The sequence below is a fragment of the Methylobacterium sp. WL9 genome (assembly GCF_008040035.1).
GTDB classification, from domain to species: Bacteria; Pseudomonadota; Alphaproteobacteria; order Rhizobiales; family Beijerinckiaceae; genus Methylobacterium; species Methylobacterium thuringiense.
Genome location: NZ_VRVE01000063.1, coordinates 1 through 25,894, shown reverse-complemented (window position 1 = coordinate 25,894; position 25,894 = coordinate 1). Strand labels below are relative to the sequence as shown.

Annotated in this window: 35 protein-coding genes; 7 read left to right on the top strand and 28 right to left on the bottom strand. The window is 67.2% G+C overall.

Annotated features, from left to right (window positions below; genetic code table 11):
* The 7 genes from FV217_RS16580 to FV217_RS16550 all read left to right on the top strand — a co-directional run.
* Positions 1-452: tetratricopeptide repeat protein (locus tag FV217_RS16580; RefSeq protein WP_147818279.1), on the top strand; the 452-nt coding region annotated here is incomplete at its 5' end.
* Entirely contained in the window at positions 449-994 is a 546-nt protein-coding gene (locus FV217_RS16575) for a chemotaxis protein CheW (RefSeq protein WP_147818278.1), read from the top strand. The genes FV217_RS16580 and FV217_RS16575, both read left to right, overlap by 4 nt.
* A 35-nt stretch (positions 995-1,029) precedes the next feature.
* Entirely contained in the window at positions 1,030-2,703 is a 1,674-nt protein-coding gene (locus FV217_RS16570; RefSeq protein WP_147818277.1) for a methyl-accepting chemotaxis protein, read from the top strand.
* 20 nt (positions 2,704-2,723) lie between these two features.
* Positions 2,724-4,958 carry a response regulator gene (locus FV217_RS16565; protein WP_147818276.1) on the top strand — a complete coding sequence of 745 codons (2,235 nt, stop codon included), beginning with the start codon at positions 2,724-2,726 and terminating at the stop codon, positions 4,956-4,958.
* A 35-nt stretch (positions 4,959-4,993) separates the two neighbouring features.
* Positions 4,994-6,049, top strand: a complete 1,056-nt coding sequence (cheB, locus tag FV217_RS16560; RefSeq protein WP_147818281.1) for a chemotaxis-specific protein-glutamate methyltransferase CheB — start codon at positions 4,994-4,996, stop codon at positions 6,047-6,049.
* Positions 6,046-7,767, top strand: coding sequence for a response regulator (locus FV217_RS16555; RefSeq protein WP_187272605.1), 1,722 nt, complete (start codon positions 6,046-6,048; stop codon positions 7,765-7,767). Before cheB ends, FV217_RS16555 begins: the two co-directional genes overlap by 4 nt.
* Positions 7,764-9,629, top strand: coding sequence for a response regulator (locus FV217_RS16550; RefSeq protein WP_147818274.1), 1,866 nt, complete (start codon positions 7,764-7,766; stop codon positions 9,627-9,629). Before FV217_RS16555 ends, FV217_RS16550 begins: the two co-directional genes overlap by 4 nt.
* A 61-nt stretch (positions 9,630-9,690) precedes the next feature.
* On the opposite strand, the gene rplQ is transcribed toward FV217_RS16550, so the two are convergent.
* The 28 genes from rplQ to rpsJ all read right to left on the bottom strand — a co-directional run bounded on the left by rplQ (position 9,691) and on the right by rpsJ (position 25,820).
* The gene (gene rplQ / locus FV217_RS16545) at positions 9,691-10,107 is read right to left on the bottom strand and encodes a 50S ribosomal protein L17 (RefSeq protein ID WP_147818273.1); all 417 of its coding nucleotides are present in this window, start codon (positions 10,105-10,107) and stop codon (positions 9,691-9,693) included.
* Between the two features lie 203 nt (positions 10,108-10,310).
* Entirely contained in the window at positions 10,311-11,330 is a 1,020-nt protein-coding gene (locus tag FV217_RS16540; protein ID WP_147818272.1) for a DNA-directed RNA polymerase subunit alpha, read from the bottom strand.
* A gap of 96 nt (positions 11,331-11,426) precedes the next feature.
* On the bottom strand, positions 11,427-12,308 hold the full coding sequence (locus FV217_RS16535; RefSeq protein ID WP_147818271.1) for an MBL fold metallo-hydrolase: 882 nt from the start codon (positions 12,306-12,308) through the stop codon (positions 11,427-11,429).
* 26 nt (positions 12,309-12,334) lie between these two features.
* Complete coding sequence (gene rpsK / locus FV217_RS16530; protein ID WP_147818270.1) at positions 12,335-12,724, bottom strand: 30S ribosomal protein S11; 390 nt, start codon at positions 12,722-12,724, stop codon at positions 12,335-12,337.
* 173 nt (positions 12,725-12,897) lie between these two features.
* Positions 12,898-13,266, bottom strand: coding sequence for a 30S ribosomal protein S13 (gene rpsM / locus FV217_RS16525; protein ID WP_147082367.1), 369 nt, complete (start codon positions 13,264-13,266; stop codon positions 12,898-12,900).
* Between the two features lie 223 nt (positions 13,267-13,489).
* Complete coding sequence (locus tag FV217_RS16520) at positions 13,490-14,092, bottom strand: adenylate kinase (RefSeq protein ID WP_147818269.1); 603 nt, start codon at positions 14,090-14,092, stop codon at positions 13,490-13,492.
* A gap of 130 nt (positions 14,093-14,222) precedes the next feature.
* Positions 14,223-15,569, bottom strand: coding sequence for a preprotein translocase subunit SecY (gene secY / locus FV217_RS16515; RefSeq protein WP_147818268.1), 1,347 nt, complete (start codon positions 15,567-15,569; stop codon positions 14,223-14,225).
* A 104-nt stretch (positions 15,570-15,673) separates the two neighbouring features.
* Positions 15,674-16,171, bottom strand: a complete 498-nt coding sequence (rplO, locus tag FV217_RS16510) for a 50S ribosomal protein L15 (RefSeq protein WP_147818267.1) — start codon at positions 16,169-16,171, stop codon at positions 15,674-15,676.
* A gap of 10 nt (positions 16,172-16,181) precedes the next feature.
* Positions 16,182-16,373 (bottom strand): 50S ribosomal protein L30, encoded by a 192-nt coding sequence (rpmD, locus tag FV217_RS16505; RefSeq protein WP_147047099.1) that lies wholly within the window; start codon positions 16,371-16,373, stop codon positions 16,182-16,184.
* Between the two features lie 12 nt (positions 16,374-16,385).
* Positions 16,386-16,973: a 30S ribosomal protein S5 gene (gene rpsE, locus FV217_RS16500; RefSeq protein ID WP_147818266.1), complete on the bottom strand. Its 588-nt coding sequence runs from the start codon at positions 16,971-16,973 to the stop codon at positions 16,386-16,388.
* A 133-nt stretch (positions 16,974-17,106) separates the two neighbouring features.
* Positions 17,107-17,469: a 50S ribosomal protein L18 gene (gene rplR / locus FV217_RS16495; RefSeq protein ID WP_147818265.1), complete on the bottom strand. Its 363-nt coding sequence runs from the start codon at positions 17,467-17,469 to the stop codon at positions 17,107-17,109.
* 10 nt (positions 17,470-17,479) lie between these two features.
* On the bottom strand, positions 17,480-18,013 hold the full coding sequence (gene rplF / locus FV217_RS16490; protein WP_147818264.1) for a 50S ribosomal protein L6: 534 nt from the start codon (positions 18,011-18,013) through the stop codon (positions 17,480-17,482).
* A gap of 15 nt (positions 18,014-18,028) precedes the next feature.
* The gene (gene rpsH / locus FV217_RS16485) at positions 18,029-18,424 is read right to left on the bottom strand and encodes a 30S ribosomal protein S8 (protein WP_147818263.1); all 396 of its coding nucleotides are present in this window, start codon (positions 18,422-18,424) and stop codon (positions 18,029-18,031) included.
* Positions 18,425-18,436: 12 nt separating this feature from the next.
* Positions 18,437-18,742: a 30S ribosomal protein S14 gene (gene rpsN, locus FV217_RS16480; RefSeq protein WP_147818262.1), complete on the bottom strand. Its 306-nt coding sequence runs from the start codon at positions 18,740-18,742 to the stop codon at positions 18,437-18,439.
* Positions 18,743-18,780: 38 nt separating this feature from the next.
* Positions 18,781-19,467, bottom strand: a complete 687-nt coding sequence (gene rplE, locus FV217_RS16475) for a 50S ribosomal protein L5 (protein WP_246682864.1) — start codon at positions 19,465-19,467, stop codon at positions 18,781-18,783.
* A complete protein-coding gene (rplX, locus tag FV217_RS16470) occupies positions 19,460-19,777 on the bottom strand; it encodes a 50S ribosomal protein L24 (protein WP_147082387.1) in 318 nt (105 codons plus the stop codon). The genes rplE and rplX overlap by 8 nt, the downstream gene beginning before the upstream one ends.
* Positions 19,777-20,145 carry a 50S ribosomal protein L14 gene (gene rplN / locus FV217_RS16465; protein WP_147047092.1) on the bottom strand — a complete coding sequence of 123 codons (369 nt, stop codon included), beginning with the start codon at positions 20,143-20,145 and terminating at the stop codon, positions 19,777-19,779. Before rplN ends, rplX begins: the two co-directional genes overlap by 1 nt.
* A 400-nt stretch (positions 20,146-20,545) precedes the next feature.
* Positions 20,546-20,827 carry a 30S ribosomal protein S17 gene (rpsQ, locus tag FV217_RS16460; protein WP_147818261.1) on the bottom strand — a complete coding sequence of 94 codons (282 nt, stop codon included), beginning with the start codon at positions 20,825-20,827 and terminating at the stop codon, positions 20,546-20,548.
* A 12-nt stretch (positions 20,828-20,839) separates the two neighbouring features.
* A complete protein-coding gene (gene rpmC / locus FV217_RS16455; protein WP_147818260.1) occupies positions 20,840-21,055 on the bottom strand; it encodes a 50S ribosomal protein L29 in 216 nt (71 codons plus the stop codon).
* Between the two features lie 14 nt (positions 21,056-21,069).
* Positions 21,070-21,483: a 50S ribosomal protein L16 gene (gene rplP / locus FV217_RS16450; protein WP_147082392.1), complete on the bottom strand. Its 414-nt coding sequence runs from the start codon at positions 21,481-21,483 to the stop codon at positions 21,070-21,072.
* A 35-nt stretch (positions 21,484-21,518) separates the two neighbouring features.
* Positions 21,519-22,265 (bottom strand): 30S ribosomal protein S3, encoded by a 747-nt coding sequence (gene rpsC / locus FV217_RS16445; RefSeq protein WP_147818259.1) that lies wholly within the window; start codon positions 22,263-22,265, stop codon positions 21,519-21,521.
* A 10-nt stretch (positions 22,266-22,275) separates the two neighbouring features.
* Positions 22,276-22,659, bottom strand: coding sequence for a 50S ribosomal protein L22 (gene rplV, locus FV217_RS16440; RefSeq protein WP_147818258.1), 384 nt, complete (start codon positions 22,657-22,659; stop codon positions 22,276-22,278).
* 1 nt (position 22,660) lies between these two features.
* Positions 22,661-22,939, bottom strand: coding sequence for a 30S ribosomal protein S19 (rpsS, locus tag FV217_RS16435; RefSeq protein ID WP_147082398.1), 279 nt, complete (start codon positions 22,937-22,939; stop codon positions 22,661-22,663).
* A gap of 5 nt (positions 22,940-22,944) precedes the next feature.
* The gene (gene rplB, locus FV217_RS16430; RefSeq protein WP_147818257.1) at positions 22,945-23,781 is read right to left on the bottom strand and encodes a 50S ribosomal protein L2; all 837 of its coding nucleotides are present in this window, start codon (positions 23,779-23,781) and stop codon (positions 22,945-22,947) included.
* A 26-nt stretch (positions 23,782-23,807) separates the two neighbouring features.
* Positions 23,808-24,104, bottom strand: coding sequence for a 50S ribosomal protein L23 (locus FV217_RS16425; protein ID WP_147082402.1), 297 nt, complete (start codon positions 24,102-24,104; stop codon positions 23,808-23,810).
* The gene (gene rplD / locus FV217_RS16420; protein ID WP_147818256.1) at positions 24,101-24,721 is read right to left on the bottom strand and encodes a 50S ribosomal protein L4; all 621 of its coding nucleotides are present in this window, start codon (positions 24,719-24,721) and stop codon (positions 24,101-24,103) included. Before rplD ends, FV217_RS16425 begins: the two co-directional genes overlap by 4 nt.
* The gene (gene rplC, locus FV217_RS16415; protein WP_147818255.1) at positions 24,721-25,461 is read right to left on the bottom strand and encodes a 50S ribosomal protein L3; all 741 of its coding nucleotides are present in this window, start codon (positions 25,459-25,461) and stop codon (positions 24,721-24,723) included. Before rplC ends, rplD begins: the two co-directional genes overlap by 1 nt.
* Positions 25,462-25,511: 50 nt before the next feature.
* On the bottom strand, positions 25,512-25,820 hold the full coding sequence (gene rpsJ / locus FV217_RS16410; protein WP_147082408.1) for a 30S ribosomal protein S10: 309 nt from the start codon (positions 25,818-25,820) through the stop codon (positions 25,512-25,514).
* Between the last annotated feature and the right edge of the window lie 74 nt (positions 25,821-25,894).

Genomic DNA, 25,894 nt, shown 5'->3' with positions numbered 1-25,894 from the left:
TCCCGGATCCGGTCGTCCCGGCGACGGCCCTGCCCCTTCCCTCCCCGGAGGACTTGCTGCCCCGGATCCGCGCCCTCGCGGATGCGGGCGACACGGGCGAAGCTTGGCGCCTGCTGCGCGATGCCCTCGACGCCGACCCGACCGCGGCGCCCCTGCGCTACTATGAGGGCCTTCTCGCCCGCAGCCTCGGCCGCGAGGTGGAGGCTGAGCGGGCCTTGCGCGGCGCGCTCTTCCTCGACCGCGACTTCGTCATGGCCCATCTCCAGCTCGGCCTGATGCTGTCGTCGCTGGGCCGGCGTGCAGCCGCAATCCGAGCCCTCGACAACGCCCTGCGCCTCGCGCAAGGACTGGACCCGGATGCGGTCCTTCCCGAAGGAGACGGCGTGACGGCGGGCGATTTCGTGGTGACGGTACGCCGCGCGCTCGACGATCTCGGGCGGGTGCCGCGGTGAGCGAGACCGAGCGCCATCGCGCCCTGCTCGACCAGCGTTCGGCGGCTCTGGCTGCGCGCGGCCTTGCCGAGCGGCATCTCGGTGCGCGCGCGGACTTCCTGGTCTGCGCCGTGGGTGCCGAGCATTACGGATTTCCGATTGCGGCGACGGCGGCCGTGATGCCCGGGCGGCCCTGCACGGCGGTTCCCGGAGCACCCGCCGCCCTGCGCGGGATCGTTGCCCATGCCGGGATCATCGTCAGCGTCATCGATCTCGCCCACGTGCTGGGCCTCGGCCGCAACGGCGAGACCGTCGGCCAAGGCCACTTCCTGCGGCTCAGGGTCGACGGCCCGCCCGTTGCGCTCGCCGTCGATCGGGTCATCGGTCTGGCCAGCGTGGAGGCCGGCGCGATCGAGGCGCCCCCGCTGGTGGATGGCCGCGACGGCTTGGGCGCGGAGGCGGTTTCGGGCTATGCACCGGCGGGCTCGGATCGCGGCGGCTCCGTAAGCGACGGTTTCGCCATCATCGACCTGCAGCGCCTGCTGCGCCCATTCCTGTCCTGATGCGCTCGCGCGCGACGCCCGGAGCCTGACGTCACGTGTCGATCTCGATCGGAAACCGCATCCTGCTCGGCTTCGCCGTCATTACGGCAATCCTGGTCGCGCTCGGACTCTATGCCACCAGCCAGATCGGCACCGTTCGCGAAACGATCGACAGGATCGTTTCACGTGATCTGATGGTGCTGCGCCAGCTCGACGACCTCGGCAACCGGGCGCGCGACCTCGGCGTCCAGCGCCGCAACGCCGTGATCGCCGTGCTGATGCGCGAGCGCGGACGCAGCGTGAAGGACGAGGACTACTACGCTATCTGGCGGCGCACGGCCGCTGCCACCGACACGCTCTTCGCCGACCTCACGCGCATGTCCGGCGAGTTCCGGACCCAATCGATCTCGTCGGACCGCGCCGCCTCCTGGGAGCGCCTGAGCGGCGCGCTCAGGGACACGCTCCAGACCTACACCGTCTACCGCGACCGCAGCGACACGCAGCTCAAGGCCGTGACCGCCGCGGATTTCGACGCAGTCGAGACCATGAATGCCGAGGTCAGCCGCCTGTACGAGGCGACGGTCTCCGGCATCGACCAGACGCGTTCGGCGCTGGACGAGAGTATCGCGGCAGGCCAGCGCGGCGCCACCGGAACCTACGAGCGCAGCCGCCTCTCGATCATCCTGACGCTGATCGGCGCAGTGGCGCTCAGCCTGCTCGTCGCCTGGGCGATCACCCGCGCCGTCGTACGTCCGATCGAGGAGGTGATGACGTTCGTCGCGCGGATCGGAACGGGCGACCTCACCGTCCGCACGGCGGCCACCGGCAACGACGAGATCGGCCGGCTCGGCACCACCCTGAATGCGATGGTCGACAACCTCGCCGACCTCGCCCGCACCAACCGCTCGTCCACGGCCGACCTCAACGCCGCCGCCGCGCAGATCCGGGCCTCGGCCCAGGAGCAGGCGGCGAGCGTCGAGGAGCAGTTCGCCGCCGTCCAGGAGACCGCGGCGACGGTGGACGAGATCACCCATTCCGGCGCGCAGATCTCGAAGCGCGCCAGCGACGTGATCGCCACCGCCCAGGCCTCCGCCCAGAACGCCAAGGCAGGGCTACGTGCCGCATCGGACACGGCCAAGGCCATGGATGCGATCCGCGAGCAGGGCGAGGCGGTGGCCGGCAACATCGTTGCCTTGAGCGAGAAGACCCAGGCGATCGGCGAGATCATCACCACGGTGAACGACGTCTCGGAGCGCACGCACCTGCTCTCGCTCAACGCCGCCATCGAGGCGGCGGCGGCCGGAGAGAGCGGCCGCAGCTTCGCGATCGTCGCCGCCGAGATGAAGCTCCTGGCCGATCAGGCCAAGGGCGCCACCGTGCAGGTCCGCTCGCTGCTGTCCGAGATCCAGCGCGGCATCAATTCGTCGGTGATGCTCACGGAAGAGGCGGTCAAGCGCGCCGCCGCCGGCAAGCTCCGGACCGACGCCACCGTGCGCACCATCGAGGAGATGGCCGCGCGGGTGGAGGAGAGCGTCCAGACCTTCCAGCAGATCGTCGCCTCGACGAACCAGCAGCAGCTCGGCATCGAGCAGGTGATGGGGGCGCTCCAGAACATCCGGCAGGCCAGCCAGCAGACCGCGGCCGGCACCCGTGAGGTCGAGATGGCCTCGGCCAACCTCACCGAACTGGCGCAGGGCCTGATGACGCTCGCTGAGCGCTACAGGCTCTAGGGACACAGCCGCGCGCCGGGATGGACATCCGCCAGCAGCTTCTCGCCGCCTTCGAGGCCGAGCATCGCGAGCATCTCGACGCGATCCGCTCGGGCCTCGCGGCCGCGGCCGACGGCCGGCCGGCGGACTGGAACGACATCTTTCGCCGTGCCCACAGCCTGAAGGGCGCCTCCCGCGCCGTCGACCTGCCGCCAGTCGAAGCGGTGGCGCATCGCCTGGAAAGCCTGTTCGAGCGGATCAAGGGCGGCGAGCGCAGTCTCGACCGCGACACGCTGGCGGCGATCCATCTCGCGCTGGATCGCATCGAGGCCTTCGTCGCGGAGATGAAGGACGGTGCGCCGGTCATGCCGGCCGATGCACTCTCCGCCCTCGATCGCTGCCTCGCGGGTTCGCCGGCAGAGCCCGCCGTCGTCGAACCGCCGCCACCCGCGGTCGCCGTTTCCCCACCGAGCGCCGAGCTGTCGCTCGAGCCTGCCGCGGACACGGCGCGACAGACCGTGCTGCGGGTACCGGCCGCCGCGGTCGAAGCGCTGACCGGCGCGACGCACGGCCTCGCCAACGCCCTGTCCGACCAGGCCGCCATCGGCGACGGGCTCGCCGGCCTCGCGGCGACCGCCGCCGGCCTACGCAAGCGTGTCGAGGCGATGCGCTCGGAAAGCCGGGCACGCGATCCCGAGCGTGCGCGGGCCGATCTCGGCGAGGTCGAGGCGGCGCTGTCCGCGCTGATGCGCGATGCCCTCGATCTCGGCCGCCGGCACCGCTCCGGTGTGGCTGCCATCGACACGGCCTCGGCCCGGATCCGCGAGGAATCCGAACGGCTGGCATTGGTCCCGGCCGAGACCGCGTTCGGCGGGTTCGCGCGGGCGCTGCGCGAGATGGCACGCGCGGACGGCCGTGAGGTCGACGTCACCGTGCGGGGGCTCGATCTGCCGGTGGACCGGGGGATGCTGCAGGCCCTGCGCGACCCGGTACTGCATGTCCTGAGGAACGCCCTCGGTCACGGAGCCGAGCCGCCGGAGACCCGCCAACGCGCCGGCAAGCCGGCGGCGCTGGCGATCTTGTTCGAGGTCGAGGTGCGCGGCAGCCGCCTAGTGATCGGCGTCCACGATGACGGACGCGGTCCCGACCTCCTTGCGATCGAGACACGCGGGCGTGAGCGCGACCTGCTCGCGCCCGGCGACGAGCCCGATCCCGAGCGCCTGCTCTCTCTCGTCTTCGAACCCGGTTTCTCGACGGCCGCAGGCGTCGATACGCTGTCCGGGCGCGGCATCGGTCTCGCCGTGGTGGCCGAGGCCGCGCGCAGCATGCAGGGCAGCGTGCGGCTCTTGCCCCGCACGCCGCACGGCGCCTCGCTCATCATGAACCTGCCGCTCTCGGCCGCGCGGCGGCCGTTGCTGCTGGTCAAGGTTGGGGACGCCACCTTCGCGCTGCCGAGCGCTTCGGCCGAGGCGCTGCTGCGGCTCGCCCCCGGCGACCTCGATACGGTGGCGGGCCGGCCCGTCGCCCGTGTCCGCGTGCGCGAGGGCGGCTCCGATAGCGCGCTCACGCTGCCTGTCGCCAAGCTCGGCGATCTGATCGGCGCGTCCGCCCCGGAGGACGACGCAGAACCCTCCGCCCACGTGATCCTGCTTAGGTCGGGCGGCCGCCGCTGCCTGCTGCGCGTCGACGCGCTGCAGGACGTACGCACGCTGCTCGTCCTGCCCGCACCCGCGATCGGCGCGGATCCGGGCCTGATCGTCGGCACGGTCGTTCTCGGCAGCGAGACGCCGGTGCTGGTGCTCGATCCCGATGGTCTGATCGCCAGGGCCGAGACGCCCGCGTTGCGACCGCGGGCATTCGGTCCGAAAGCATACCCTGCCGGCCACGGAACGATGCCGGAGGCGCGACGTTCGACGATTCTGGTCGTGGACGACTCCATCACCACCCGCACCCTGGAGAAGAGCATCTTGGAAGCGGCCGGGTACCGCGTCGTCGTCTGCGTCGACGGGCAGGATGCGCTCGATCGGCTCCGCGCCGAGATCGAGCCCGTCGATCTCGTCCTGGCTGATGTCGAGATGCCGCGCCTCGACGGTTTCGGGCTCGTGAAGGCCCTGCGCGCCGAGACAGCCTTCGCGACGCTGCCCGTGATCCTGATGACCTCCCGAGGGGCGTCGGAGGATGTCGCACGCGGCCTCGAGCTCGGGGCGGATGCCTATCTCACCAAGCAGAGGTTCGATCAGCGCGAACTCTTGGACACCATCGGTCAACTGCTGTGAGTGACGGTGTGGCTGCCAGCGCCCGCGTGCGCGTGATGCTCGTCGAGGATTCCCTCGTCGTGCGCACTCTCCTCACCCACATCGTCGCGCGCGATCCGCGCCTGGAACTCGTCGGCGCCGTCGCCTCCGGCGAGGAAGCGCTCGCCGCGATCGACACGGTGCGGCCCGACGTCATCTCCATGGACATCCGGCTGCCGGGCATCGACGGCCTGGAGACCACGCGCCGGATCATGGCGGAACGCCCGACGCCGATCGTTGTCGTGGCCGATTCGGTCGAGGATTCCTCGCTCAGGATCTCGATGAACGCGTTGCGCGCCGGGGCCCTCTCCGTGGTCGAGAAGCCGGTGGCCACCACCAATGCCGGCTACGAGGCCGTGGCCGGCCAGATCTGCACGCAGTTGCGCATCATGGCCGCGGTGCCGGTGATCCGGCGCCGTCCGATCGGAACGGAATGGACCTCCCGCGGTGCCGGCGGCCCCTTGCGCGGAACCGTCCTGCCCGCAACCGATGCGCGGCCGAGCGTGCTCGCCATCGCGGCGTCCACCGGCGGCCCGCCGGCGCTGGCCAAGGTCATCGGCGCGCTCCCCGAAAACTTCCCGCTGCCGGTGCTGCTCGTCCAGCATATGGGCGCGGCCTTCATGGAAGGCTTCGCCGCTTGGCTCGACGGAGTCGTGGGTCTGCCGGTGGCGATCGCCAGGGAGGGGGACCGGATCATGCCGTCCCGCGTCTACGTCGCCCCCGGAGACCGGCACCTCGAACTCGGCCCCGGCCGCACGCTGCGGATCAGCGACGCCGCTCCGGTCGGCGGCCAGAGGCCGGCGGCGACGGTGCTGTTTCGCTCGGTCGCGCGCCAGGCCGGCGCGCGCGGGCTCGGCGTGCTGCTCACAGGCATGGGCGAGGATGGCGCGCTCGGCCTCCTCGACATGCACCGCGCCGGGGCCGCGACCGTTGCCGAGCACGAGAGCACGGCGGTGGTCTACGGCATGCCGGCGGCCGCCGTGCGCCTGTCGGCGGCGGGCAGCGTGCTGCCTCTCGACCACGTCGCCGGCCATATCCAGCGTCTCGCCCAGCAATCCGAGGGGGCCACGTGAGCGGGGCCGAGAACCGGGTGGACCAGGCGCCCCGCCTCCTCCTCGTCGAGGATTCCGAGACGCAGGCACTCGAACTGCGCCTGCTGCTCGAAGCCCAGGGTTTTGCCGTCGAGCGCTGCGCGACGGCCGAGGCCGCCCTCGACCGGCTCAACGAAGGTCTGCCCGACCTCGTCGTCGCCGACTACCACCTGCCCGGCATGAACGGCGACGAGTTCACCCGGCAGATGCGTCTGTCGCTGCGCACGCGCGCGCTGCCGGTGCTGATGCTGACCGGCGCGCAGGACGGCGAGCGCCAGGGGCTCGAGAGCGGCGCCGACGCCTACATCGCCAAGTCCGCCGACCGCGATCTGCTCGTGCTGCGCATCCGCGCTCTCCTGCGCGAGCGCAAGGGCGTCCATGCGGAGGCCGCCGGCGGCTCGGCCTTCCGGCGCGGGCGCATCCTCGTCATCGACGGCAGCGCCACCTACCGCACCTTCTTCGCCGGTTTGCTCAGCCAGGACGGCCATGCCGTCGAGACCGCCGCGAGCCGCGAGGCGGCGCTCGCCGCCCTCGACGCGCCCGACGCTGCGGTCGATTGCGTGACCGTCGACCTGATGGGCTATTCCTATGACGGGCTCGATCTCTGCCGCGAGATCGCCGCACGCCGCAGCGCAGGCTCCGATGCCGAGGGCGGACAAGCCTTCCATCTGGTCTGCGTGGCCGGCAGCGCGCCGGACAAGGCGCTCCTCGTCGCGGCATTCTCGGCCGGGGCCGACGACGTCGTCGCCAAGACCGACGGCGAGGTGCTGGCCATGCGCGTGCGCGGCCTCGTGCGCCGCCGTCTCCTGGAAGAGGACAACCTGCGCGTTGCCGGCGCGTTCGGCGCGCGCGAGCGAGCCCTGGAACGCGCCCGCGCCGAGGCCGAGGCGGCGGAGGCCCGCGCCGCCCTGGCCGACGCCCTGGAGCAGGCCAACCAGGATCTCGCGGATGCCAACCGCCGCCTCACCGACGCCCAGGCCAAACTCGTCCAGGCCGCCAAGATGGCCTCGCTCGGCGAACTCGTCGCCGGCATCGCTCACGAGATCAACAATCCGCTCGCTTTCATCCTCGCCCATCAGGGCACCGTCGAGCGGGTGCTCGGCGACATCCCCGAGCCCGAGGGCGATCCCGGCCGGCGTGCCCTGACCAAGGCCCGCGACCGGGTCGGTTCGATGCGGATCGGGCTGACCCGTATCCAGGACCTCGTCCTGAACCTGCGGAAGTTCTCGCGGCTCGACGAGGGCGAGCGGGCGTTGGTCGACGTGCCCGAGGCGATTGAGACGGTGCTCGCGCTGCTGCAGCACAAGCTCGGCGGCCGGGTCGCGGTGGTGCGTGATTTTCGCGGGCGGGAGCAGATGCACTGCACTCCGGCGCTACTCAATCAGGTCGTGATGAACATCGTCGGCAACGCGGCCGATGCGATCACCGGCGAGGGCACCATCACCATCGCGACCCTGGCCGAGCCCGATGCGGACGTGATCCGGATCAGCGATTCCGGCCCCGGCATTCCCGAAGCGTTGCGCGAGCGGATCTTCGAGCCCTTCTTCACGACGAAGCCCGTGGGCTCCGGCACCGGGCTCGGCCTCGCGATTGCGTACAGTGTCGTACAGGCGCATAGCGGCTCGCTCAGTGTGGAGGCGGCAGAGGGAGGCGGAGCCTGTTTCGTGATCGTCATCCCACGGCAGGCGGAGCCGGCATGAGCCACAGGGGCACGATCCTGGCCGTCGACGACGAGCCGGACATCCTGATCGCCATCGAGGACCTGTTCGAGGACGAGTACCGGGTCCTGACCAGCTCCAAGCCGGCTGAGGCGTTGGCGCTTCTGCGTGACGAGCCCGACGTCTCCGTCATCGTCTCCGACCAGCGCATGCCGGGGATGAACGGCGATGCGCTGTTGGCTGAAGCCCGCGCCTTCCACGATGCGCAGGCGATCCTGCTCACGGGCTATGCCGACATCTCGGCCGTGATCGCCGCGCTGAACAAGGGCGGCATCATCGGCTACGTGACGAAGCCCTGGGATCCGACGCTGCTGCGCACCACCGTGCGCAATGCCTACGAGCGCCACCGCCTCGCGCGCGACCTCGCGACGGAACGGGCGTTGCTGCACGGGCTTCTCAGCCATTCCGACGACGCGATCTCCTTCAAGGATTCCGCCGGCCGTCTCGTGCGCCTCAACGTCCGCAAGGCGACACAGCTTGGCCAGGAGCCGGCCGCCTGCCTCGGGCGGCCGGAGCGCGATTTTCGCGACGAGGCCAGCGCCAGCGCGATCGAGCAGGCCGATGCTGCGGCCATGGCCGCTGCCGTGCCGAACGAGATCATCCTCTCCCAGGGTCCGCTCGGTGCAGAGCGTTGGTCGAACATCGCCCGCGTGCCGATTCGCGGGGCCTCGGGCGCGATCGAGCACCTCGCCACGATCGAGCGGGACATCACCGAGCAGAAGGTGCTCGAGGCGCGTCTGCGCCAGTCGGACAAGATGCAGGCGCTCGGCACGCTGGCCGGCGGCATCGCCCACGACTTCAACAACTTGCTCACCGCCATCCTCGGCAGCCTCGAACTCGCCGGCCCCAAGATCGCCGACCAGCCGCGGGTGAAGCGACTCATCGACAATGCCACCGGTGCCGCGCAGCGCGGCTCGGCCCTGACCAAGCGCCTGCTCAGCTTCAGCCGCTCCGGCGACCTGCGCCTGCGCAGCGTCAACGTGAATGCGCTGATCGAAGGCATGAGCGACCTGTTCGGGCGCAGTCTCGGCGGCCTCGTGAGCGTCAAGACGGCTCTCGACCCCGCCTTGCCGCAAGCCTGCGTCGACCCGGACCAGCTCGAACTCGCGATCCTCAATCTCTGCATCAATGCCCGCGACGCGATGCCCGAAGGCGGCACCATCACGCTTACGACGCGCTCGGCCGTGCTCGGCGGAGATGCCGACCTCGCCGACGGCGACTATGCCGTCCTGACCGTCGCCGACGAAGGCACGGGTATTCCGCCGGAGCTGCTGGAGCGGGTTTGCGAGCCGTTCTTCACCACCAAGGCCGTGGGACAGGGCACCGGGCTCGGCCTCGCCATGGTCTTCGGTCTCGCGCAGCAGGCCAAGGGACGGCTGCGCATCACCAGCGAAGTCGGCACCGGCACACAGGTCGAACTCGCCCTGCCCCGCGCGGACGTGGCTGCCCTCGGCGCAGTAACGCCGGAGGCCGAAGCCCCTCCGGCGCCGGCGGCGAGCCCGGCCCGGATCCTGGTCGTCGACGACGACGAGGAGGTCCGGCACGTCACCGCCTCCTTCCTCAACGATTTCGGCTACACCGAGTCTGAGGCCTCCGACGGGGCCTCGGCGCTGGCGATGATGGAGCGCACGGCGTTCGATCTCGTCGTGGCCGATCTCGCCATGCCCGGGATGAACGGGATCGAACTCGCGGCGGAGGTGCGCCAGCGCTTCGCCGAGGTGCCGGTGCTGATTCTCACCGGACACGCAGAGGCCATGGCGATCCCCGAGGATCTGCCGGTACTGGCCAAGCCCTTCGAGTCGGCCGAACTGGCGCGCTGCGTCTCGTCGCTGTTATCCGCCTGACGGACATGAAAAAGGCGGCCACGAGGGCCGCCTTTTCCGAAAGACCGTATGCGCGAGGGGCTCAGGCCGCCTCGGACTCGCCGCCCTGCACCGGGCCTGAATCCTTGCCGCGGGCACTCACGTCGCGATCGACGAATTCGATGACGGCGAGCGGAGCGTTGTCGCCCTTGCGGAAGCCGGCCTTCATGATCCGGCAATAGCCGCCCGGACGGGTGGTGTAGCGCGGGCCGAGCACCGTGAAGAGCTTCTTGACCTGATCGGCGTCGCGAATCTGGCCCATGGCCAGACGGCGCGTGTGCACGCTGTCGATGCGGCCGAGCGAGATCAGCTTCTCCATGACCGGACGAAGATCCTTCGCCTTCGGCAGGGTGGTGATGATCTGCTCGTGCTTGATCAGCGCGGCAGTCATGTTCGCGAACATCGCCTTGCGGTGCTCGGTGGTGCGGTTGAAGCGGCGACCGCGAAAACCGTGACGCATGATGGCATTCCTTGTCTGATCGGCCGCCGTGCCACGGTACGGCCGGGCGCCTCGGGCGTGAGGCGATTGCTTAGCTCCGCTTGACCCCGCGGCGGGATTCTCTTGCGACTTCGACCCGGCGGTTCGGTGCCGGGTCGAAAAGACCAAACTGCCAGCACCGATGCGCGCCGCCAGATCCAGCCCGAGGCGGATTCGCCTGCGCCTCAGTAGTGCTCTTCGAAGCGCTTCGCGAGATCTTCGATGTTCTCCGGCGGCCAGCCGGGGATGTCCATGCCGAGATGCAGGCCCATGCCCGCGAGCACTTCCTTGATCTCGTTGAGCGACTTACGGCCGAAGTTCGGGGTGCGCAGCATCTCGCCCTCCGACTTCTGGATGAGGTCGCCGATGTAGACGATGTTGTCGTTCTTCAGGCAGTTCGCCGAACGAACCGACAGCTCGAGCTCGTCGACCTTCTTGAGCAGCGCCGGGTTGAAGGGGAGCTGCGGCGCGAGCGGCGCGGCCTCTTCCTTGCGGGGCTCCTCGAAGTTCACGAAGATCTGCAGCTGGTCCTGGATGATGCGCGCGGCGTAGGCCAGCGAATCTTCCGGCGAGATCGCACCGTTGGTCTCGACCGTCATGGTCAACTTGTCCTTGTCGAGATCCTGGCCCTCGCGGGTGGTCTCGACGCGGTAGCTCACCTTGGTCACGGGCGAGAACAGGGCGTCGACCGGGATCAGGCCGATCGGCGCGTCCTCGGGACGGTTGCGCTCGGCCGGGACGTAACCCTTGCCGGTGGCGACGGTGAATTCCATCCGGATCTCGGCGCCGTCGTCCAGCGTGCAGAGCACGAGGTCGGGGTTGAGGATCTGGATGTCGCCGACCACGCCGATATCGCCGGCGGTGACGAGGCCCGGGCCGGTCTTGCGCAGGGTCATGCGCTTCGGCGTATCCGTCTGCGAGCGGATGGCGATCGTCTTGATGTTCAGGACGATGTCGGTGACGTCCTCGCGGACGCCCGGGATCGACGAGAATTCATGCAGCACGCCGTCGATCTGGACCGAGGTCACCGCAGCGCCCTGGAGCGACGAGAGCAGCACCCGACGCAGCGAGTTGCCGAGCGTCGTACCGAAGCCGCGCTCGAGCGGCTCGGCGACGACGGTGGCGACCCGCTTCGGATCGTCGCCGGCCGCGACCTGCAGCTTGTTCGGCTTGATGAGCTCTTGCCAGTTCTTCTGAATGACCACGATCCTACCTCTCGTCGAACGCGCACGGCCGGCGTCCCGATCCGTACTTCGGCCGACCCATGCGCGCCCCCGCGCCTGAGCCAGTCCCTGAAGTTGTTACTGCCCTGACACCCAGAGCTCCGGCACGAAGCGGTAGGCACCGTCCTCGCGCACCACGTAACCGATAGCCGGAAACTCGAGATGCGAGCCGGAGATCAGCGTACGTTCGTCGGCTACTTGCGCCAGAATCCGCTTGCGCGTCTCCCGCGCCCGATCGCCGTCCACATCGAAACCCATGCCCGCCTCGGGATTGGCGAACTGGATCGCCGGCAGGTGGACGATATCGGTCCACATCAGAAGCGACCGTTCGCCCGACGTGATCCGGAAACCCGTATGGCCCGGCGTGTGGCCGGGCAGTGGAACTGCCGTGATGCCCGGCGCGATCTCGCCGCCGCGATGTTCGCGGACGCGGCCCTCGTAGGCCGACACGACCTTGCGGGCGTTCTCGAAATACGCCTTGGCGCCGTCCGGTGCCGCAGCCAGCGCCGCGTCGGGCAGCCAGTGGGCCGCCTCGTCGGCATGGAGCACGAGCTCGGCGTTCGGAAAACGGGCCTTGCCGTCATCCCCCAGCAAACCGCCGACATGGTCGGGGTGCAGGTGGCTGACGAGCACCGTCTCGATTTCCTCCGGCGAGATGCCCGTGGTGGCGAGAGCCGCCGGGACGCGACCGAGGGTGTCGGTCGGCGCGAAACCGCCGTAGCCCGCATCGATCAGGAGCGGCTTGCGGCCCGCGCCCGTGATCAGGAAGGCGTTCAGCGTGATCCGCGGTCTTGAAGGCCGAAAACCGGCCTCCTGCAGGCGGATCGCCTCTTCCGCAGAGATCCCCGCGACGAGGTTCTCGGCCGCATCCTGAAACCAGCCGTCATTGAGCACGGTGACCGTGAGGTCGCCGAGATTCCAACGCAACACGCCAGGGAGCGGCTTCGCACCGTCCGACACGGGTATCTCCTTCTGCCTCGTACCGATCAGACGCGACGGCGCTTCCGCGGGCGGCAGCCGTTATGCGGGATCGAGGTCACGTCGCGGATCGAGGTGACGGTGAAGCCGGCAGCCTGCAGCGCGCGAAGTGCGGATTCACGACCCGAGCCGGGGCCGGAGACCTCGACTTCGAGGGTGCGCATGCCATGCTCGGAGGCCTTGCGGGCAGCGTCCTCGGCGGCGACCTGCGCGGCGTACGGCGTTGACTTGCGCGAGCCCTTGAAGCCCATCGCGCCCGACGAGGACCACGAGATCGTGTTGCCCTGCGCATCGGTGATCGTGATCATCGTGTTGTTGAACGAGGCGCTGACATGCGCGACGCCCGAGACGATGTTCTTGCGTTCGCGCCGGCGGACGCGGGTCGGTTCCTTGGCCATCTGTGTTCTCTACCTGTCCTTCAAGCGCACCCGTAATTCCAGGTGCTCGGGATTCTTTTGGGAGTTGGCGGCGTGTCCGTGGAGCGCTCGCCAGCGAAGCCGATGCCCATAGCGGAACACCCGGCTCGACGTTCAGGAGGCCGAGCGAAGCACGGCCTCCCAATCGCGATAGATTACTTCTTCTTGCCGGCGATGGGCTTGGACTTGCCCTTGCGGGTACGCGCATTGGTGTGGGTGCGCTGTCCGCGGACGGGCAGGTTGCGGCGATGGCGCAGACCGCGGTAGCAGCCGAGGTCCATCAGACGCTTGATGTTCATCGAGACGTCGCGGCGCAGGTCACCCTCGACCATGTAGTCGCGGTCGATCGTCTCACGGATCTGGAGAACCTCGGCGTCGGTCAGCTCGTTGACGCGGCGCTCGGCCGGGATGCCGACCTTCTCGGTGATCTCGCCGGCGTTCTTGGCACCGATGCCGTGGATGTACTGAAGCGCGATGACAACGCGCTTGTTGGTCGGGATGTTAACGCCGGCAATACGAGCCAAGGGTCTTCTCCATGGTCGGCGCGGGCAATGCCCGGCCTGATGAACATGCACGCGTCCGGTGGAGGCCGGCCCTTGCGTGCGGTGCAAGATACGCCCGTAACGACAAATCGGCCCAAGAGCAGCCTCATTGAGGCGCCCCGGACCCGATCGCGGTCTGGACGAAGGAGGCCCGCCTAGCGCAGGCCTCCAAAGGTGTCAAGGGTTGTATCCTCGACGGTTCCGTTCAGGAGGCGACAGTCTGCCGGTAAGGTTCGAGGATCGCCTTGAGGTCGGCCGTCACCTCATCGATCGGCTTCATGCCGTCGACCTTCTGCAGGTGGCCGAGCCCGTCATAGTAATCCGACAACGGCGCGGTCTGCTTCTTGTAGGCCTCGAAGCGTGACTTGAAGACCTCCGGCGTGTCGTCCTTGCGCACCGGCTGGCCGCGGGCGGCCGTCTCCTCGGCGCGCTTGGCAATCCGGCCGACGAGGGCATTCTCGTCCACCACGAACTCGATGACGGTGTCGAGGTCGAGCCCCTTCGCCTTCAGCATCGCATCCAACGCCTTGGCCTGCTCCACCGTGCGCGGAAAACCGTCGAGGATGAAGCCGTTCTTGGCGTCTGGCTCCTCGACGCGGTCGGCGACGATGCCGACGACGACGGCGTCCGGCACCAGGCCGCCGCTCTCCATGATCGACTTCGCCTCAAGGCCGACGGGCGTGCTGGCTGCGACGGCGGCGCGAAGCATGTCGCCGGTCGAGAGCTGGGGAACCTCGAAGGCGTGCGTGATTCGCTCGGATTGGGTGCCCTTCCCCGCCCCGGGCGGTCCGAGCAGAATGATCCGCATGACGTCGTAATCCTCCTCAGGCCCGCCTCGCGGGCTCTTTCTTCCGTCTGGCAGGATAATCTACCGAAGGGCGAGAGAGGAACGGCTTTCATGCCGCCTCTCCCGTAGACCTTTGACTGAGAGACGACCGTCAGCGTCGACGCTGGTTGGTCGAGGCGCCGCGCAGCTTCGCCTTCTTCACGAGCCCCTCGTACTGGTGCGCCATCAGATGCCCGTGGATCTGGGCGACCGTATCCATGGTCACCGACACCACGATCAGCAGCGAGGTGCCGCCGAAGCCGAGGCTCGCCGAGGTATAGGAGGCGACGATCTCGGGCACGAGGCAGACGAAGGTCAGGTACAGCGCACCGATCACCGTGATCCGGGTGAGGATCTTGTCGATGTAGGTGGCCGTACGCTCGCCGGGCCGCTGGCCCGGGATGAAGCCGTTATGCTTCTTCAGGTTGTCGGCCGTCTCCTGCGGATTGAAGACGACGGCCGTGTAGAAGAACGTGAAGAAGATGATCAGCGCGGCGTAGAGCACCATGTAGAGTGGCCGGCCGTGCCCGATATAGGCGGTCAGCGTACCGAGGATCCCGCTCGAGCCCTGGCTCGCGGAGAAGCTCGCCACGGTAGCCGGCAGCAGCAGCAGCGACGAGGCGAAGATCGGCGGGATCACGCCCGAGGTGTTGAGCTTCAGCGGCAGGAACGAGGTCTGGCCCTCGTACATCCGGTTTCCGACCTGGCGCTTCGGGTACTGGATCAGCAGCCGGCGCTGGGCCCGCTCCATGAACACGATGAAGTAGACGAGGCCGACGGCGGCGAGCGTCGCGCCCAGCAGCAGGGCGGGTGAGAGCGCGCCGGTGCGGGTCAGTTCCAGCGCGCCGAAGATCGCGGCCGGCAGGTGGGCGACGATGCCGGCGAAGATGATCAGCGAGGAGCCGTTGCCGATGCCCCGCGACGTGATCTGCTCGCCGATCCACATCAGGAACAGCGTGCCGCCGGTCAACGTCAGGACGGTGGAGAGAATGAAGAACGGGCCGGGATTGATCACGGCGTTCGAGCCCTGGAGGCCGAAGGCGATGCCCCAGGACTGCACCAGTGCCAGCACCACGGTGAGGTAGCGGGTATACTGGTTGATCACCTTGCGGCCGGACTCGCCCTCCTTCTTGAGGGCTTCGAGCGTCGGGACGACCGAGGTCAGGAGCTGAACGATGATCGAGGCCGAGATGTACGGCATGATGTTCAGCGCGAACACCGCCATGCGCTCGACGGCACCGCCGGAGAACATGTTGAACATGCCGAGCACGCCGCCGGCCTGACTCTGGAAGTTCTTGGCGAACTGCTCCGGGTCGATGCCCGGAATCGGGATGTAGGTCCCGAGGCGGAACACGATGAGCGCACCGATCGTGAACCAGATCCGCTTCTTGAGTTCGTCGGCCTTCGCGATGGCGCCGAAGTTCAGATTGGCGGCAAGCTGCTCGGCGGCTGAGGCCATGTCACGGGTTCCCGAAGAATGCCGTCCGGAGGATCGTCAAAACGAATGCGGCGGCCGCGCGAGGTGCACGGGCCGCCGCAGGATGCCTGGACTTAAGCGTTGGCTCAGGCCGACGCAACAGACCCGCGATGGGCGACGCCCGACGCGAACTTGGTCGTGACCGAACCGCCGGCCTTCTCGACCGCCTCGACGGCGGACTTCGAAGCACGCGTGACCTCGAAGCTGAGCTTCACGGTCAGTTCGCCGACGCCGAGCAGCTTCACGCCGTCGCGAGCCCGGGCGATGACGCCCGCCTCGACGAGGGAATCGACCGTCACGGTCGCCGCCTTATCGAGCTTGCCGGCGTCGATCGCCTGCTGCACCCGGCCGAGATTCACCTCGTTGAGGTCGGTCGAGTACAGGTTGTTGAAGCCGCGCTTGGGCAGGCGCCGATGCAACGGCATCTGGCCGCCCTCGAAGCCTTTGATGGACACGCCGGTGCGGGCCTTCTGACCCTTCACGCCGCGTCCACCGGTCTTGCCCTTGCCGGAGCCGATGCCCCGGCCGACGCGCATCCGGTTCTTGGTTGCGCCTTCGTTGTCGTGGATTTCGTTGAGCTTCATCGCGCCCTCCTCAAGCCACGTCGCCGTGGACGCGCACCAGGTGCGCAACCTTGCGGATCATGCCGCGAACGGAGGGCGTATCCTCCAGTTCGGACACACGATGCAGCTTGTTCAACTTCAGGCCGATCAGCGTCGCGCGCTGAGAAGCCTCACGGCGGATCGGCGAACCGATCTGCTCGATGCGGACAGTCTTGGTAGCCATTCTGCCCTCCCCTTACGCCACTGCGGCTTCGGAGGTGTCGGCCGGATCCGAATCGCGACGGCGCGACTGCAGAGCGGACACCTTGAGGCCACGGCGCGCGGCGACGGAGCGCGGGCTATCCTCGTTCTTGAGCGCGTCGAACGTCGCGCGGACGAGGTTGTAGGGGTTCGAGGAGCCGAGGGACTTGGCGACGACGTCCTGCATGCCGAGGGTCTCGAACACGGCGCGCATCGGGCCGCCGGCGATGATGCCGGTACCCTGGGGCGCAGCGCGCAGGATGACCTTGCCGGCGCCGTGACGTCCGTTGACGTCGTGATGCAGGGTACGGCCTTCGCGCAGGGACACCCGGATCAGACCGCGCTTGGCGGCTTCCGTGGCCTTGCGGATGGCCTCGGGGACCTCACGGGCCTTGCCGTGACCGAAACCGACGCGACCCTTCTGGTCGCCGACGACGACGAGAGCGGCGAAGCCGAAGCGACGACCACCCTTCACGACCTTGGCGACGCGGTTGATGTGGACGAGCTTGTCCACGAACTCGCTGTCGCGCTCCTCACGGTCATCGCGGCGGCCGCGACCACCGCCTTCACGTTCACGTGCCATTTGTTTTCCACTTCATCTCACTGGCGCGGATCGTAACGATCCGCTCGCTCGATGGTCCAAATCCGCCGATCAGGGACGGGCGGTTCGTACCGGGTCCGGGCAGCGTCGGCCGCCCGGACAAGTCACGCAGGAATCAGAACTCGAGGCCGCCTTCGCGGGCCGCGTCGGCAAGTGCCTTGACGCGGCCGTGGAAGATGTAGCCCGAGCGGTCGAAGATGACCTTCGAGACGCCGGCAGCCTTGGCGCGCTCGGCGACGAGCTTGCCGACGGCCTGAGCGGCGGCGACGTCGGCGCCGGTCTTCAGGTCGCCCTTGATGCCCTTGTCGAGGCTCGACGCCGCAGCCAGCGTGGTGCCGGCGGCATCATCGATGACCTGAACGTAGATCTGCTTGGACGAGCGGAACACCGAGAGACGGGGCCGACCGTTTGCCGCTGCCCGAAGCGCACGACGCACACGCGCCTTACGCTTGATGAGGGCTTCGTTCTTCGTAGACATGATCGCCCCCTTACTTCTTCTTGCCTTCCTTACGGAAGATGAACTCGCCCGCGTACTTCACGCCCTTGCCCTTGTAAGGCTCGGGACCGCGATAGTCGCGGATCTCGGCGGCGACCTGGCCGACCTTCTGACGGTCGATCCCGGTAATGGTGATCTCCGTCGGCTTGGGCGTCACGATCGTGATTCCGGCCGGGATCTCGTATTCGATGTCGTGGCTGTAGCCGAGCGACAGCTTGAGAGCCTTGCCGGCCATGGCCGCACGATAACCCACGCCGGTGATCTCGAGCTTCTTCTCGAAGCCCTTCGACACACCTTCGACGAGGTTGGCGACGCGGGCACGCGACGTACCCCAAAGCGACCGCGCGACCTTCGACTGGTCCTTGGGCTGCACCGTGACGGCGCCGTCCTCGAACGCAACGATGACCTGCGAGGGCACCACGAACTCGAGCTCGCCCTTGGAGCCCTTCATCTTAACCGTCTGACCCGTGACCGTGGCGGTGACGCCGGACGGAACGGGGACGGGCTTCTTGCCTACGCGAGACATTGGCTGTCCTCCGGATCAGAACACCTTGCAGAGCACTTCACCGCCGACGTTGCGCTCGCGCGCAATGTGATCGGCCATGACGCCCTGCGGGGTCGAGATGATGGTGATGCCGAGACCGTCGGCGACACGCGGCAGCTCGCCAACCGACGAGTAGACGCGGCGGCCGGGCTTGGACACGCGCTGCAGAGAGCGGATCACCGGCTGGTTGTCATAGTACTTCAGTTCGATGGCGAACTCCGTACGGCCGTTACCGAGGTCGGTCACGGCGTAGTCACGGATGTAGCCCTCGGACTTGAGCACATCGAGAACGCTCTTGCGCAGCTTGGAGCCGGGCGTCTGGACGACGCTGCGGCGGCGAAGCTGGCCGTTGCGGATGCGGGTGAGCATATCACCCACGGGATCGTTGACCATGGTGGCTCCCCCTTACCAGCTGGACTTCACGAGGCCCGGGATCAGGCCCTTGTTGCCGAGCTCACGCAGGGCAATACGGGACAGACCGAGCTTGCGATAAAAGGCGCGGGGGCGCCCGGTGACCTCGCAGCGGTTGCGAACGCGAACCGGCGACGAATTGCGCGGCAGCTCGGCGAGCTTGAGACGCGCTTCGAAGCGCTGCTCCATCTCGTTCGAGGTGTCGTTGGCGGTGGCGAGGAGCGCCTTGCGCTTCTCGGCGAAGCGCTTCACGAGCGCCTTGCGGTGGTTGTTCTTCTCGACTGAGCTTTTCTTAGCCATCTGCTATCTCCGGTGTCCGCGTATGAGGGGCGTAGTCCTCACTGCCGGAACGGGAAGTTGAACTGGGCGAGGAGAGCCTTCGCTTCGGCGTCGGTCTTGGCGCTGGTCTGGACGACGATGTCCATGCCCCACACCTGCTCCGCCTTGTCGTAGGAGATCTCCGGGAACACGAGATGCTCCTTGAGGCCCATGGCGTAGTTGCCGCGACCATCGAAGGAACGCGGGTTCAGGCCACGGAAATCGCGGACGCGCGGGAGCGCGATCGTGATCAACCGATCGATGAACTCGTACATGCGCGCCTTGCGGAGCGTCACCTTGCAGCCGATTGGCATGCCTTCGCGCACCTTAAAGGTCGCGATGGCCTTCCGGGCCTTGGTGATCACCGGCTTCTGGCCGGCGATGAGGGCGAGGTCGGCAGCGGCCACGGTGGCCTTCTTGGAATCGGCAGTGGATTCGCCGACGCCCATGTTGATGACGATCTTCTCGATCTGCGGCACCTGCATGGGGTTCTTGTAGCCGAACTCTTCGATCAGCTTCTGACGAACCACCTCTTCGTAGTGCTTGCGCAGACGAGGCGTGTAACCATCCGGAGATGCCGCCTTGCGGGGCTTCGCCTTCACTTCGCCGCCGCCGGCAGCCTGGGCGATGTCCTTGGACTTCGCCTTGTCCTTGGCGCCGTCCCTGGGAGCACCCTTGGCCGGCTTGGTGTTCTTGGCATCAGCCATCGATCAGATCCCCCGAGCGCTTGGCGAAGCGGACCTTGCGGCCGTCGTCGAGAATGCGAAAACCGACGCGGGTCGGCTTGCCGTCCTTGGGATCGGCGATCGCGATGTTGGACAGGTGAATGGCGGCCTCCTTGGAGATGATGCCGCCTTCCTGGCTCTGCGTCTGCTTCTGGTGCTTCTTGACCAGGTTGACGCCGCGGACGAGCGCACGGCTCTCCTTCGGGATCACCTGGATCACCTCACCGGACCGACCTTCGTCGCGACCGGTCAGAACGACGACGGTGTCGCCCTTCTTGATCTTGGCGGCCATTACAGCACCTCCGGGGCGAGCGAGATGATCTTCATGTGGTTGCGGGCGCGAAGTTCGCGCGGCACGGGCCCGAAGATACGGGTGCCGACCGGCTCCTTCTGATTGTTGATCAGAACGGCGGCGTTCTTGTCGAAGCGGATCACGGACCCGTCGACACGCTTCACGGCCTTGGCCGTGCGCACGACGACCGCCTTCATGACGTCGCCCTTCTTCACGCGGCCGCGCGGGATGGCTTCCTTGACGGAGACGACGATGATGTCGCCGACGCCGGCATATTTGCGCTTCGACCCGCCGAGCACCTTGATGCACATCACACGACGCGCACCCGAGTTGTCAGCGACGTCCAGATTCGTCTGCATCTGGATCACGGAAGTGACCTTTCCTTGTTTCGGGCGGGTATCCGCACGCGGACGGTATTGTCCGGCGGACGACGCCTGATGGGGATTGGGGATCCCCGAATGTAACGGACCGCGCTTGCGTGGCCCGTAAAGGCCCCGGCGCGGTCACCGCGGTCGAAGGGTGCAAACACCCTTTTGAATGTCGCGAAGGTGCGGCGGATACTACGATCGATCCGACCGTGCAAGACCTAAAGCACCGCGTCGCGCTCTCACATCATGACGAACACACCGGCGAGCGGAGTGTCCGTCCAGCGCAACCGAACGAAAAACCGGCAGGGAGCCCGAGATCGGGCGACCTGCCGGTGTTTGCGATGGAAGAACCCGGACGCGTCGAAAACTCGGGATGCAATCCTCCCGGTAGACGATGGCCTCAGGCGTGGTCGGCGACCGGAGCCTGACCGGCAGCTTCCGCTGCGGCGGCCTGATCTTCGACCAGCTTCCACGTCTTGGTCTTCGAGTAGGGCCGCGACTCCTCGATGAACACCGTCTGCCCGGTCTTGGCGGAATTCGCCTCGTCATGGGCATGGTAGTGCTTCGAGCGGCGCACGGTCTTTTTCATGACCGGGTGGGTGAAGCGGCGCTCCACCTTCACGGTGATGGTCTTATCGGTCTTGTCGCTGACGACGGTGCCCTGAAGGACGCGCTTCGGCATGGTTGAAACTCCTCAGGCCTGAGCCGACGCGAGCGTCTTGTGACGCTGAAGCGTACGGACGCGGGCGATGTCGCGGCGAACCTCACGGACGCGGGCGACGTTCTCGAGCTGGCCCGTGGCACCCTGGAAGCGCAGGTTGAACTGCTCCTTCTTGAGCGCGATGAGCTCGTCGCTCAGTTGATCCGGCGACAGGGCGCGCAGATCCGACAGTCTCTGTGACGACTTCATGATCCCCTCCCCTCTCAGTCGGCGATTCGGGCGATGATGCGGGTGCGCACCGAAAGCTTGGCGGCCCCGAGGCGAAGCGCCTCGCGGGCTACGGTCTCGGCGACGCCGTCCACTTCGAACATGATACGGCCCGGGTGAACGCGAGCCGCCCAATACTCGGGCGCTCCCTTACCGGAGCCCATGCGGACTTCGGTGGGCTTGGCGGTGACCGGAACGTCCGGGAACACCCGGATCCAGACACGACCCTGACGCTTCATCTCGCGGGTGATCGCGCGGCGGGCCGCCTCGATCTGCCGCGCGGTAACACGCTCCGGCTCGACAGCCTTGAGGCCGAACGTGCCGAAGTTCAGGTCGTACCCGCCCTTGGCCGCGCCATGGATGCGCCCCTTGAACTGCTTACGGAACTTGGTCTTCTTGGGTTGCAGCATGGCAGCCTCTCAAAACTCTCCTAAGGCTCAGGCGATCAGGCGTGAGCGGGTTCGCGGCGGCCGCGGCCACCACCACCATCGCCGTCACGATCGCGACGTCCGCCGGAACGGCCGCCTTCTTCCTGGGCCTTCTTGTCCTGGGCCATCGGGTCGTGCTCGAGGATCTCGCCCTTGAACACCCAGACCTTGATGCCGCAGGTCCCGTAGGTCGTGAATGCGGTGGCCGTGCCGTAATCGACGTCGGCGCGAAGCGTATGCAGGGGCACACGGCCCTCGCGGTACCATTCGGTCCGGGCGATCTCGGCGCCGCCGAGGCGACCGGCACAGTTGATGCGGATGCCTTCGGCACCCAGACGCATCGCCGACTGCACCGCGCGCTTCATGGCGCGGCGGAAGGCGACACGACGTTCGAGCTGCTGGGCGATCGAGTCGGCGACGAGGACGGCGTCGATCTCGGGCTTGCGGACCTCGACGATGTTGATCGTCACGTCGGCCTTCGTCATCGAGCCGACGAGCTTGCGCAGCTTCTCGATATCCGCGCCCTTCTTACCGATGACCACGCCCGGGCGACCCGAGTGGATGGTGACGCGGCACTTCCGGTGCGGACGCTCGATCACGATCTTGGAGACAGCGGCCTGCTTCAGCTGCTTCATGAGGGCGGCGCGGATCGCGACGTCCTCGTGCATCAGCTTGGCGTATTCGCCCTTGCCGGCGAACCAGCGAGAATCCCAAGTCCGGTTGATGCCGAGACGCAGGCCGATCGGATTGATTTTCTGACCCATGGAGTCCTCCTCAGGCCGCTTCAGCGCGCACTTCGCGGACCACGATGGTCAGGTTCGCGAAAGGCTTCAGGATACGGGCGCCGCGACCGCGGGCGCGGGCATGGAAACGCTTGAGAACCAGCGCCTTGCCCACGAAGGCCTGGCTGACGACGAGATCGTCGACGTCCAGATCATGGTTGTTTTCGGCATTGGCGATGGCGCTCTCGAGGCACTTCTTGACCTCGACGGCGATGCGCTTGCGGGAGAACTGCAGGTCGGCGAGGGCCGAATCGACCTTCTTGCCGCGAATGAGCTGAGCGACGAGGTTCAGCTTCTGCGGGCTGACGCGCAGCATGCGCGCGACGGCCTTGGCTTCGTTCTCCGGCAGAGCGCGCGGGGTGGATGGCTTGCCCATGTCAGCGCCTCTTCGCCTTCTTGTCGGCTGCGTGACCGTGGAAGGTGCGGGTCGGCGAGAACTCGCCGAACTTGTGACCGACCATTTCCTCGGTGACGTAGACCGGAATGTGCTTCTGCCCGTTATGCACACCGAAGGTGATGCCAACGAACTGCGGGAGGATCGTGGAGCGGCGGCTCCAGATCTTGACGACCTCGTTGCGGCTGGAGCCGCGGGCGGCGTCGGCTTTCTTGAGGAGGTAGCCGTCGACGAACGGCCCCTTCCAGAGGGAGCGTGCCATGGCGATTACTTCTTACGGTTATGACGGCTGGACAGGATGAAGGTGTCGGTCCGCTTGTTGGACCTCGTCTTCTTCCCCTTGGTCGGCACGCCCCAGGGCGTGACCGGATTGCGGCCGCCCGAGGTACGTCCCTCGCCGCCGCCATGCGGGTGATCGACGGGGTTCATCGATACGCCGCGGTTGTGAGGACGCTTGCCGAGCCAGCGGTTGCGACCGGCCTTGCCGAGCGAGATGTTCATGTGGTCCGGGTTCGACACCGCACCGACGCTGGCGAAGCACTGACCGTGCACGAGGCGCTGCTCGCCCGAGTTCAGGCGCAGCGTCACGTAGCCCTGGTCACGTCCGACGATCTGAGCGTAGTTGCCGGCGGAGCGGGCGATCGCGCCACCCTTGCCGATCTTCAGCTCGACGTTGTGGACGATGGTGCCCACCGGCATGTTGCCGATCGGACCGGCATTGCCCGGCTTGATGTCGACCTGCTCGGCCGCGATCACCTTGTCGCCGGGCTGAAGCCGCTGCGGCGCGATGATGTAGGCCTGCTTGCCGTCGGGGAAGCCGATCAGCGCGATGAAGGCCGTGCGATTCGGATCGTACTCGATCCGCTCCACGGTCGCCGACACGCCGAGGTTCTCGCGGCGCTTGAAGTCGACGTTACGCAGGGTGCGCTTGTGACCACCGCCGCGGAAGCGGACGGTGATGCGACCGAGGTTGTTACGGCCGCCGGAGGACGACTTGCCCACGGTCAGCTTCTTTACCGGCTTGCCCTTGTAGAGCTCACGGCGGTCGACGAGCACGAGCTGGCGAAGGCTCGGCGTGACCGGTTTGAATGTCTTCAAGGCCATCGGCTTGATCCTAGACTATCGCGTTCTCAGAGGCCGGTCGTGACGTCGATCGTATCACCCTCGGCGAGGGTGACGATCGCCTTCTTCACGTCGGACCGCTGACCGCGTTGACCGCGGAAGAACTTCTTCTTGCCCTTGGTGATCAGCGTATTCACGCCGGTCACCTTGACGTCGAACAGCTTCTCGACCGCTTCCTTGATCTGCGGCTTGGTAGCCTTCGGTGCGACCCGGAAGACGACTTTGTTCTGTTCGGTGAGGTTCGTCGCCTTCTCGGTGATAACCGGGGAGACGATGATGTCGTAGTGGCGCGGATCGGCACTCATTTGAAACGCTCCTCCAGCGCATCGACGGCCGCGCGCGTCAGCACGAGCGTGTCGCGGCGCAGGATGTCGTAGACGTTGATGCCCTGCACGGGCAGGACGTCGATCTTCGGCACGGCGCGGGCGGCGCGGCCGAAATTCTCGTCGACCTCGGGCCCGCCGATGATCAGCGCGCTCGACCAGCCGAGCTTGCCCAGCCGCTCGACCATGGTCCTGGTCTTGTGGTCGTCGACCTTGATGTCGTCGACGATGATCAGGGTCGAGGCCTTGGCCTTGGCCGAGAGGGCATGACGGAGAGCCAGGGCACGAACCTTCTTGGGAAGGTCGTGGGCATGGCTGCGCACGACCGGACCGAAGGCGCGACCACCACCGCGGAACTGCGGAGCGGAAGCGGCGCCGTGACGGGCGTTACCGGTGCCCTTCTGCTTGTAGATCTTCTTGGTCGACCGATCGATGTCCGAACGGTTCTTGACCGCATGGGTGCCGGCGCGGCGCTTGGCGAGCTGGTAGCGCACCATACGCTGCAGAAGGTCGGCACGAGGCTCGAGACCGTAGATGGCCTCGCTGAGCTCGACCGAGCCGGCCGAAGACCCGTCGAGCGTGGTGATATCGAGCTTCATCACGCGTTCTCCTCGGCTGCGGGCGCCTCGGCGGGCGCCTCTTTGGAAGCCGAACCGTTGGCGCCGTTCTCACGGAACTTGCCGGGAAGCGGCACGTCTGCGGGAAGCGCGCGCTTCACCGCATCGCGAACCTGGATCCAGCCGCCGGCGACACCGGGGACGGCACCCTCGACGAGGATCAGGCCACGCTCGGGATCGATACGCACGACCTTGAGGTTCTGCGTGGTGACCCGATCGACGCCCATGTGACCGGGCATCTTCTTGTTCTTGAAGGTCTTGCCCGGGTCCTGACGGCCGCCGGTCGAACCGATCGAACGGTGCGACACGGACACGCCGTGGGTGGCGCGCAGACCACCGAAGTTCCAGCGCTTCATACCGCCGGCGAAACCCTTACCCGTGCTGGTGCCCGTCACATCGACGAACTGGCCCGGGATGAAGTGATCGGCCGTGATCTCGGCACCGACCGGGATCAGCGAGTCTTCGCTGACACGGAATTCGGCAAGCTTCTGCTTCGGCTCGACCTTGGCGACCGCGAAGCGGCCACGCTCGGCTGCCGAGACGTTCTTAACCTTGGCCTTACCGACACCGACCTGAAGGGCGACGTAGCCATTCTTCTCGACGGTGCGGTGTGCCACGACTTGGCACTGATCGATTTGAAGCACGGTAACCGGCACATGCTCGCCTGCGTCCGTGAAGACGCGGGTCATGCCGACCTTTCGTGCAATGACGCCTGAGCGCATAGGTCTCTCCCTCGCGCGATGATCGCTAAAGCTCTAGGTCCCCGCGGGACTTAGAGCTTGATTTCCACGTCCACGCCAGCGGCGAGGTCGAGCTTCATCAGCGCGTCCACGGTCTGGGGGGTCGGATCGACAATATCGAGCACACGCTTGTGCGTGCGCATCTCGAACTGCTCGCGCGACTTCTTGTCGATGTGCGGCGAGCGGTTCACGGTAAACTTCTCGATGTGGGTCGGAAGCGGGATCGGTCCACGGATCTGCGCACCGGTGCGTTTGGCCGTCGAGACGATCTCCTTGGTCGACGCATCGAGGATGCGATGGTCGAACGCCTTGAGGCGAATGCGAATATTTTGACCGGACATGACCTAAACCTCGGCGCTTCCCCCCAAATTCTGAGCCGCGCTTCAGTATGAGGCAAGCCTGCTGTATCGCTTTC

Coding starts and splice junctions, on each gene's coding strand:
- FV217_RS16565 (WP_147818276.1), top strand. CDS start 2,724: ATGGACATCCGCCAGCAGCTTCTCGCCGCCTTCGAGGCCGAGCATCGC.
- cheB (WP_147818281.1), top strand. CDS start 4,994: ATGCTCGTCGAGGATTCCCTCGTCGTGCGCACTCTCCTCACCCACATC.
- FV217_RS16550 (WP_147818274.1), top strand. CDS start 7,764: ATGAGCCACAGGGGCACGATCCTGGCCGTCGACGACGAGCCGGACATC.
- rplQ (WP_147818273.1), bottom strand. CDS start 10,107: ATGCGTCACGGTTTTCGCGGTCGCCGCTTCAACCGCACCACCGAGCAC.
- rpsK (WP_147818270.1), bottom strand. CDS start 12,724: ATGGCCAAGGAACCGACCCGCGTCCGCCGGCGCGAACGCAAGAACATC.
- FV217_RS16520 (WP_147818269.1), bottom strand. CDS start 14,092: ATGCGGATCATTCTGCTCGGACCGCCCGGGGCGGGGAAGGGCACCCAA.
- secY (WP_147818268.1), bottom strand. CDS start 15,569: ATGGCCTCAGCCGCCGAGCAGCTTGCCGCCAATCTGAACTTCGGCGCC.
- rplO (WP_147818267.1), bottom strand. CDS start 16,171: ATGAAGCTCAACGAAATCCACGACAACGAAGGCGCAACCAAGAACCGG.
- rpmD (WP_147047099.1), bottom strand. CDS start 16,373: ATGGCTACCAAGACTGTCCGCATCGAGCAGATCGGTTCGCCGATCCGC.
- rpsE (WP_147818266.1), bottom strand. CDS start 16,973: ATGGCACGTGAACGTGAAGGCGGTGGTCGCGGCCGCCGCGATGACCGT.
- rplR (WP_147818265.1), bottom strand. CDS start 17,469: ATGTCTACGAAGAACGAAGCCCTCATCAAGCGTAAGGCGCGTGTGCGT.
- rplF (WP_147818264.1), bottom strand. CDS start 18,013: ATGTCTCGCGTAGGCAAGAAGCCCGTCCCCGTTCCGTCCGGCGTCACC.
- rpsH (WP_147818263.1), bottom strand. CDS start 18,424: ATGGTCAACGATCCCGTGGGTGATATGCTCACCCGCATCCGCAACGGC.
- rpsN (WP_147818262.1), bottom strand. CDS start 18,742: ATGGCTAAGAAAAGCTCAGTCGAGAAGAACAACCACCGCAAGGCGCTC.
- rplE (WP_246682864.1), bottom strand. CDS start 19,467: ATGGCTGATGCCAAGAACACCAAGCCGGCCAAGGGTGCTCCCAGGGAC.
- rplX (WP_147082387.1), bottom strand. CDS start 19,777: ATGGCCGCCAAGATCAAGAAGGGCGACACCGTCGTCGTTCTGACCGGT.
- rpsQ (WP_147818261.1), bottom strand. CDS start 20,827: ATGCCGAAGCGCGTCCTTCAGGGCACCGTCGTCAGCGACAAGACCGAT.
- rpmC (WP_147818260.1), bottom strand. CDS start 21,055: ATGAAGTCGTCACAGAGACTGTCGGATCTGCGCGCCCTGTCGCCGGAT.
- rplP (WP_147082392.1), bottom strand. CDS start 21,483: ATGCTGCAACCCAAGAAGACCAAGTTCCGTAAGCAGTTCAAGGGGCGC.
- rpsC (WP_147818259.1), bottom strand. CDS start 22,265: ATGGGTCAGAAAATCAATCCGATCGGCCTGCGTCTCGGCATCAACCGG.
- rplV (WP_147818258.1), bottom strand. CDS start 22,659: ATGGGCAAGCCATCCACCCCGCGCGCTCTGCCGGAGAACGAAGCCAAG.
- rpsS (WP_147082398.1), bottom strand. CDS start 22,939: ATGGCACGCTCCCTCTGGAAGGGGCCGTTCGTCGACGGCTACCTCCTC.
- rplB (WP_147818257.1), bottom strand. CDS start 23,781: ATGGCCTTGAAGACATTCAAACCGGTCACGCCGAGCCTTCGCCAGCTC.
- FV217_RS16425 (WP_147082402.1), bottom strand. CDS start 24,104: ATGAGTGCCGATCCGCGCCACTACGACATCATCGTCTCCCCGGTTATC.
- rplD (WP_147818256.1), bottom strand. CDS start 24,721: ATGAAGCTCGATATCACCACGCTCGACGGGTCTTCGGCCGGCTCGGTC.
- rplC (WP_147818255.1), bottom strand. CDS start 25,461: ATGCGCTCAGGCGTCATTGCACGAAAGGTCGGCATGACCCGCGTCTTC.
- rpsJ (WP_147082408.1), bottom strand. CDS start 25,820: ATGTCCGGTCAAAATATTCGCATTCGCCTCAAGGCGTTCGACCATCGC.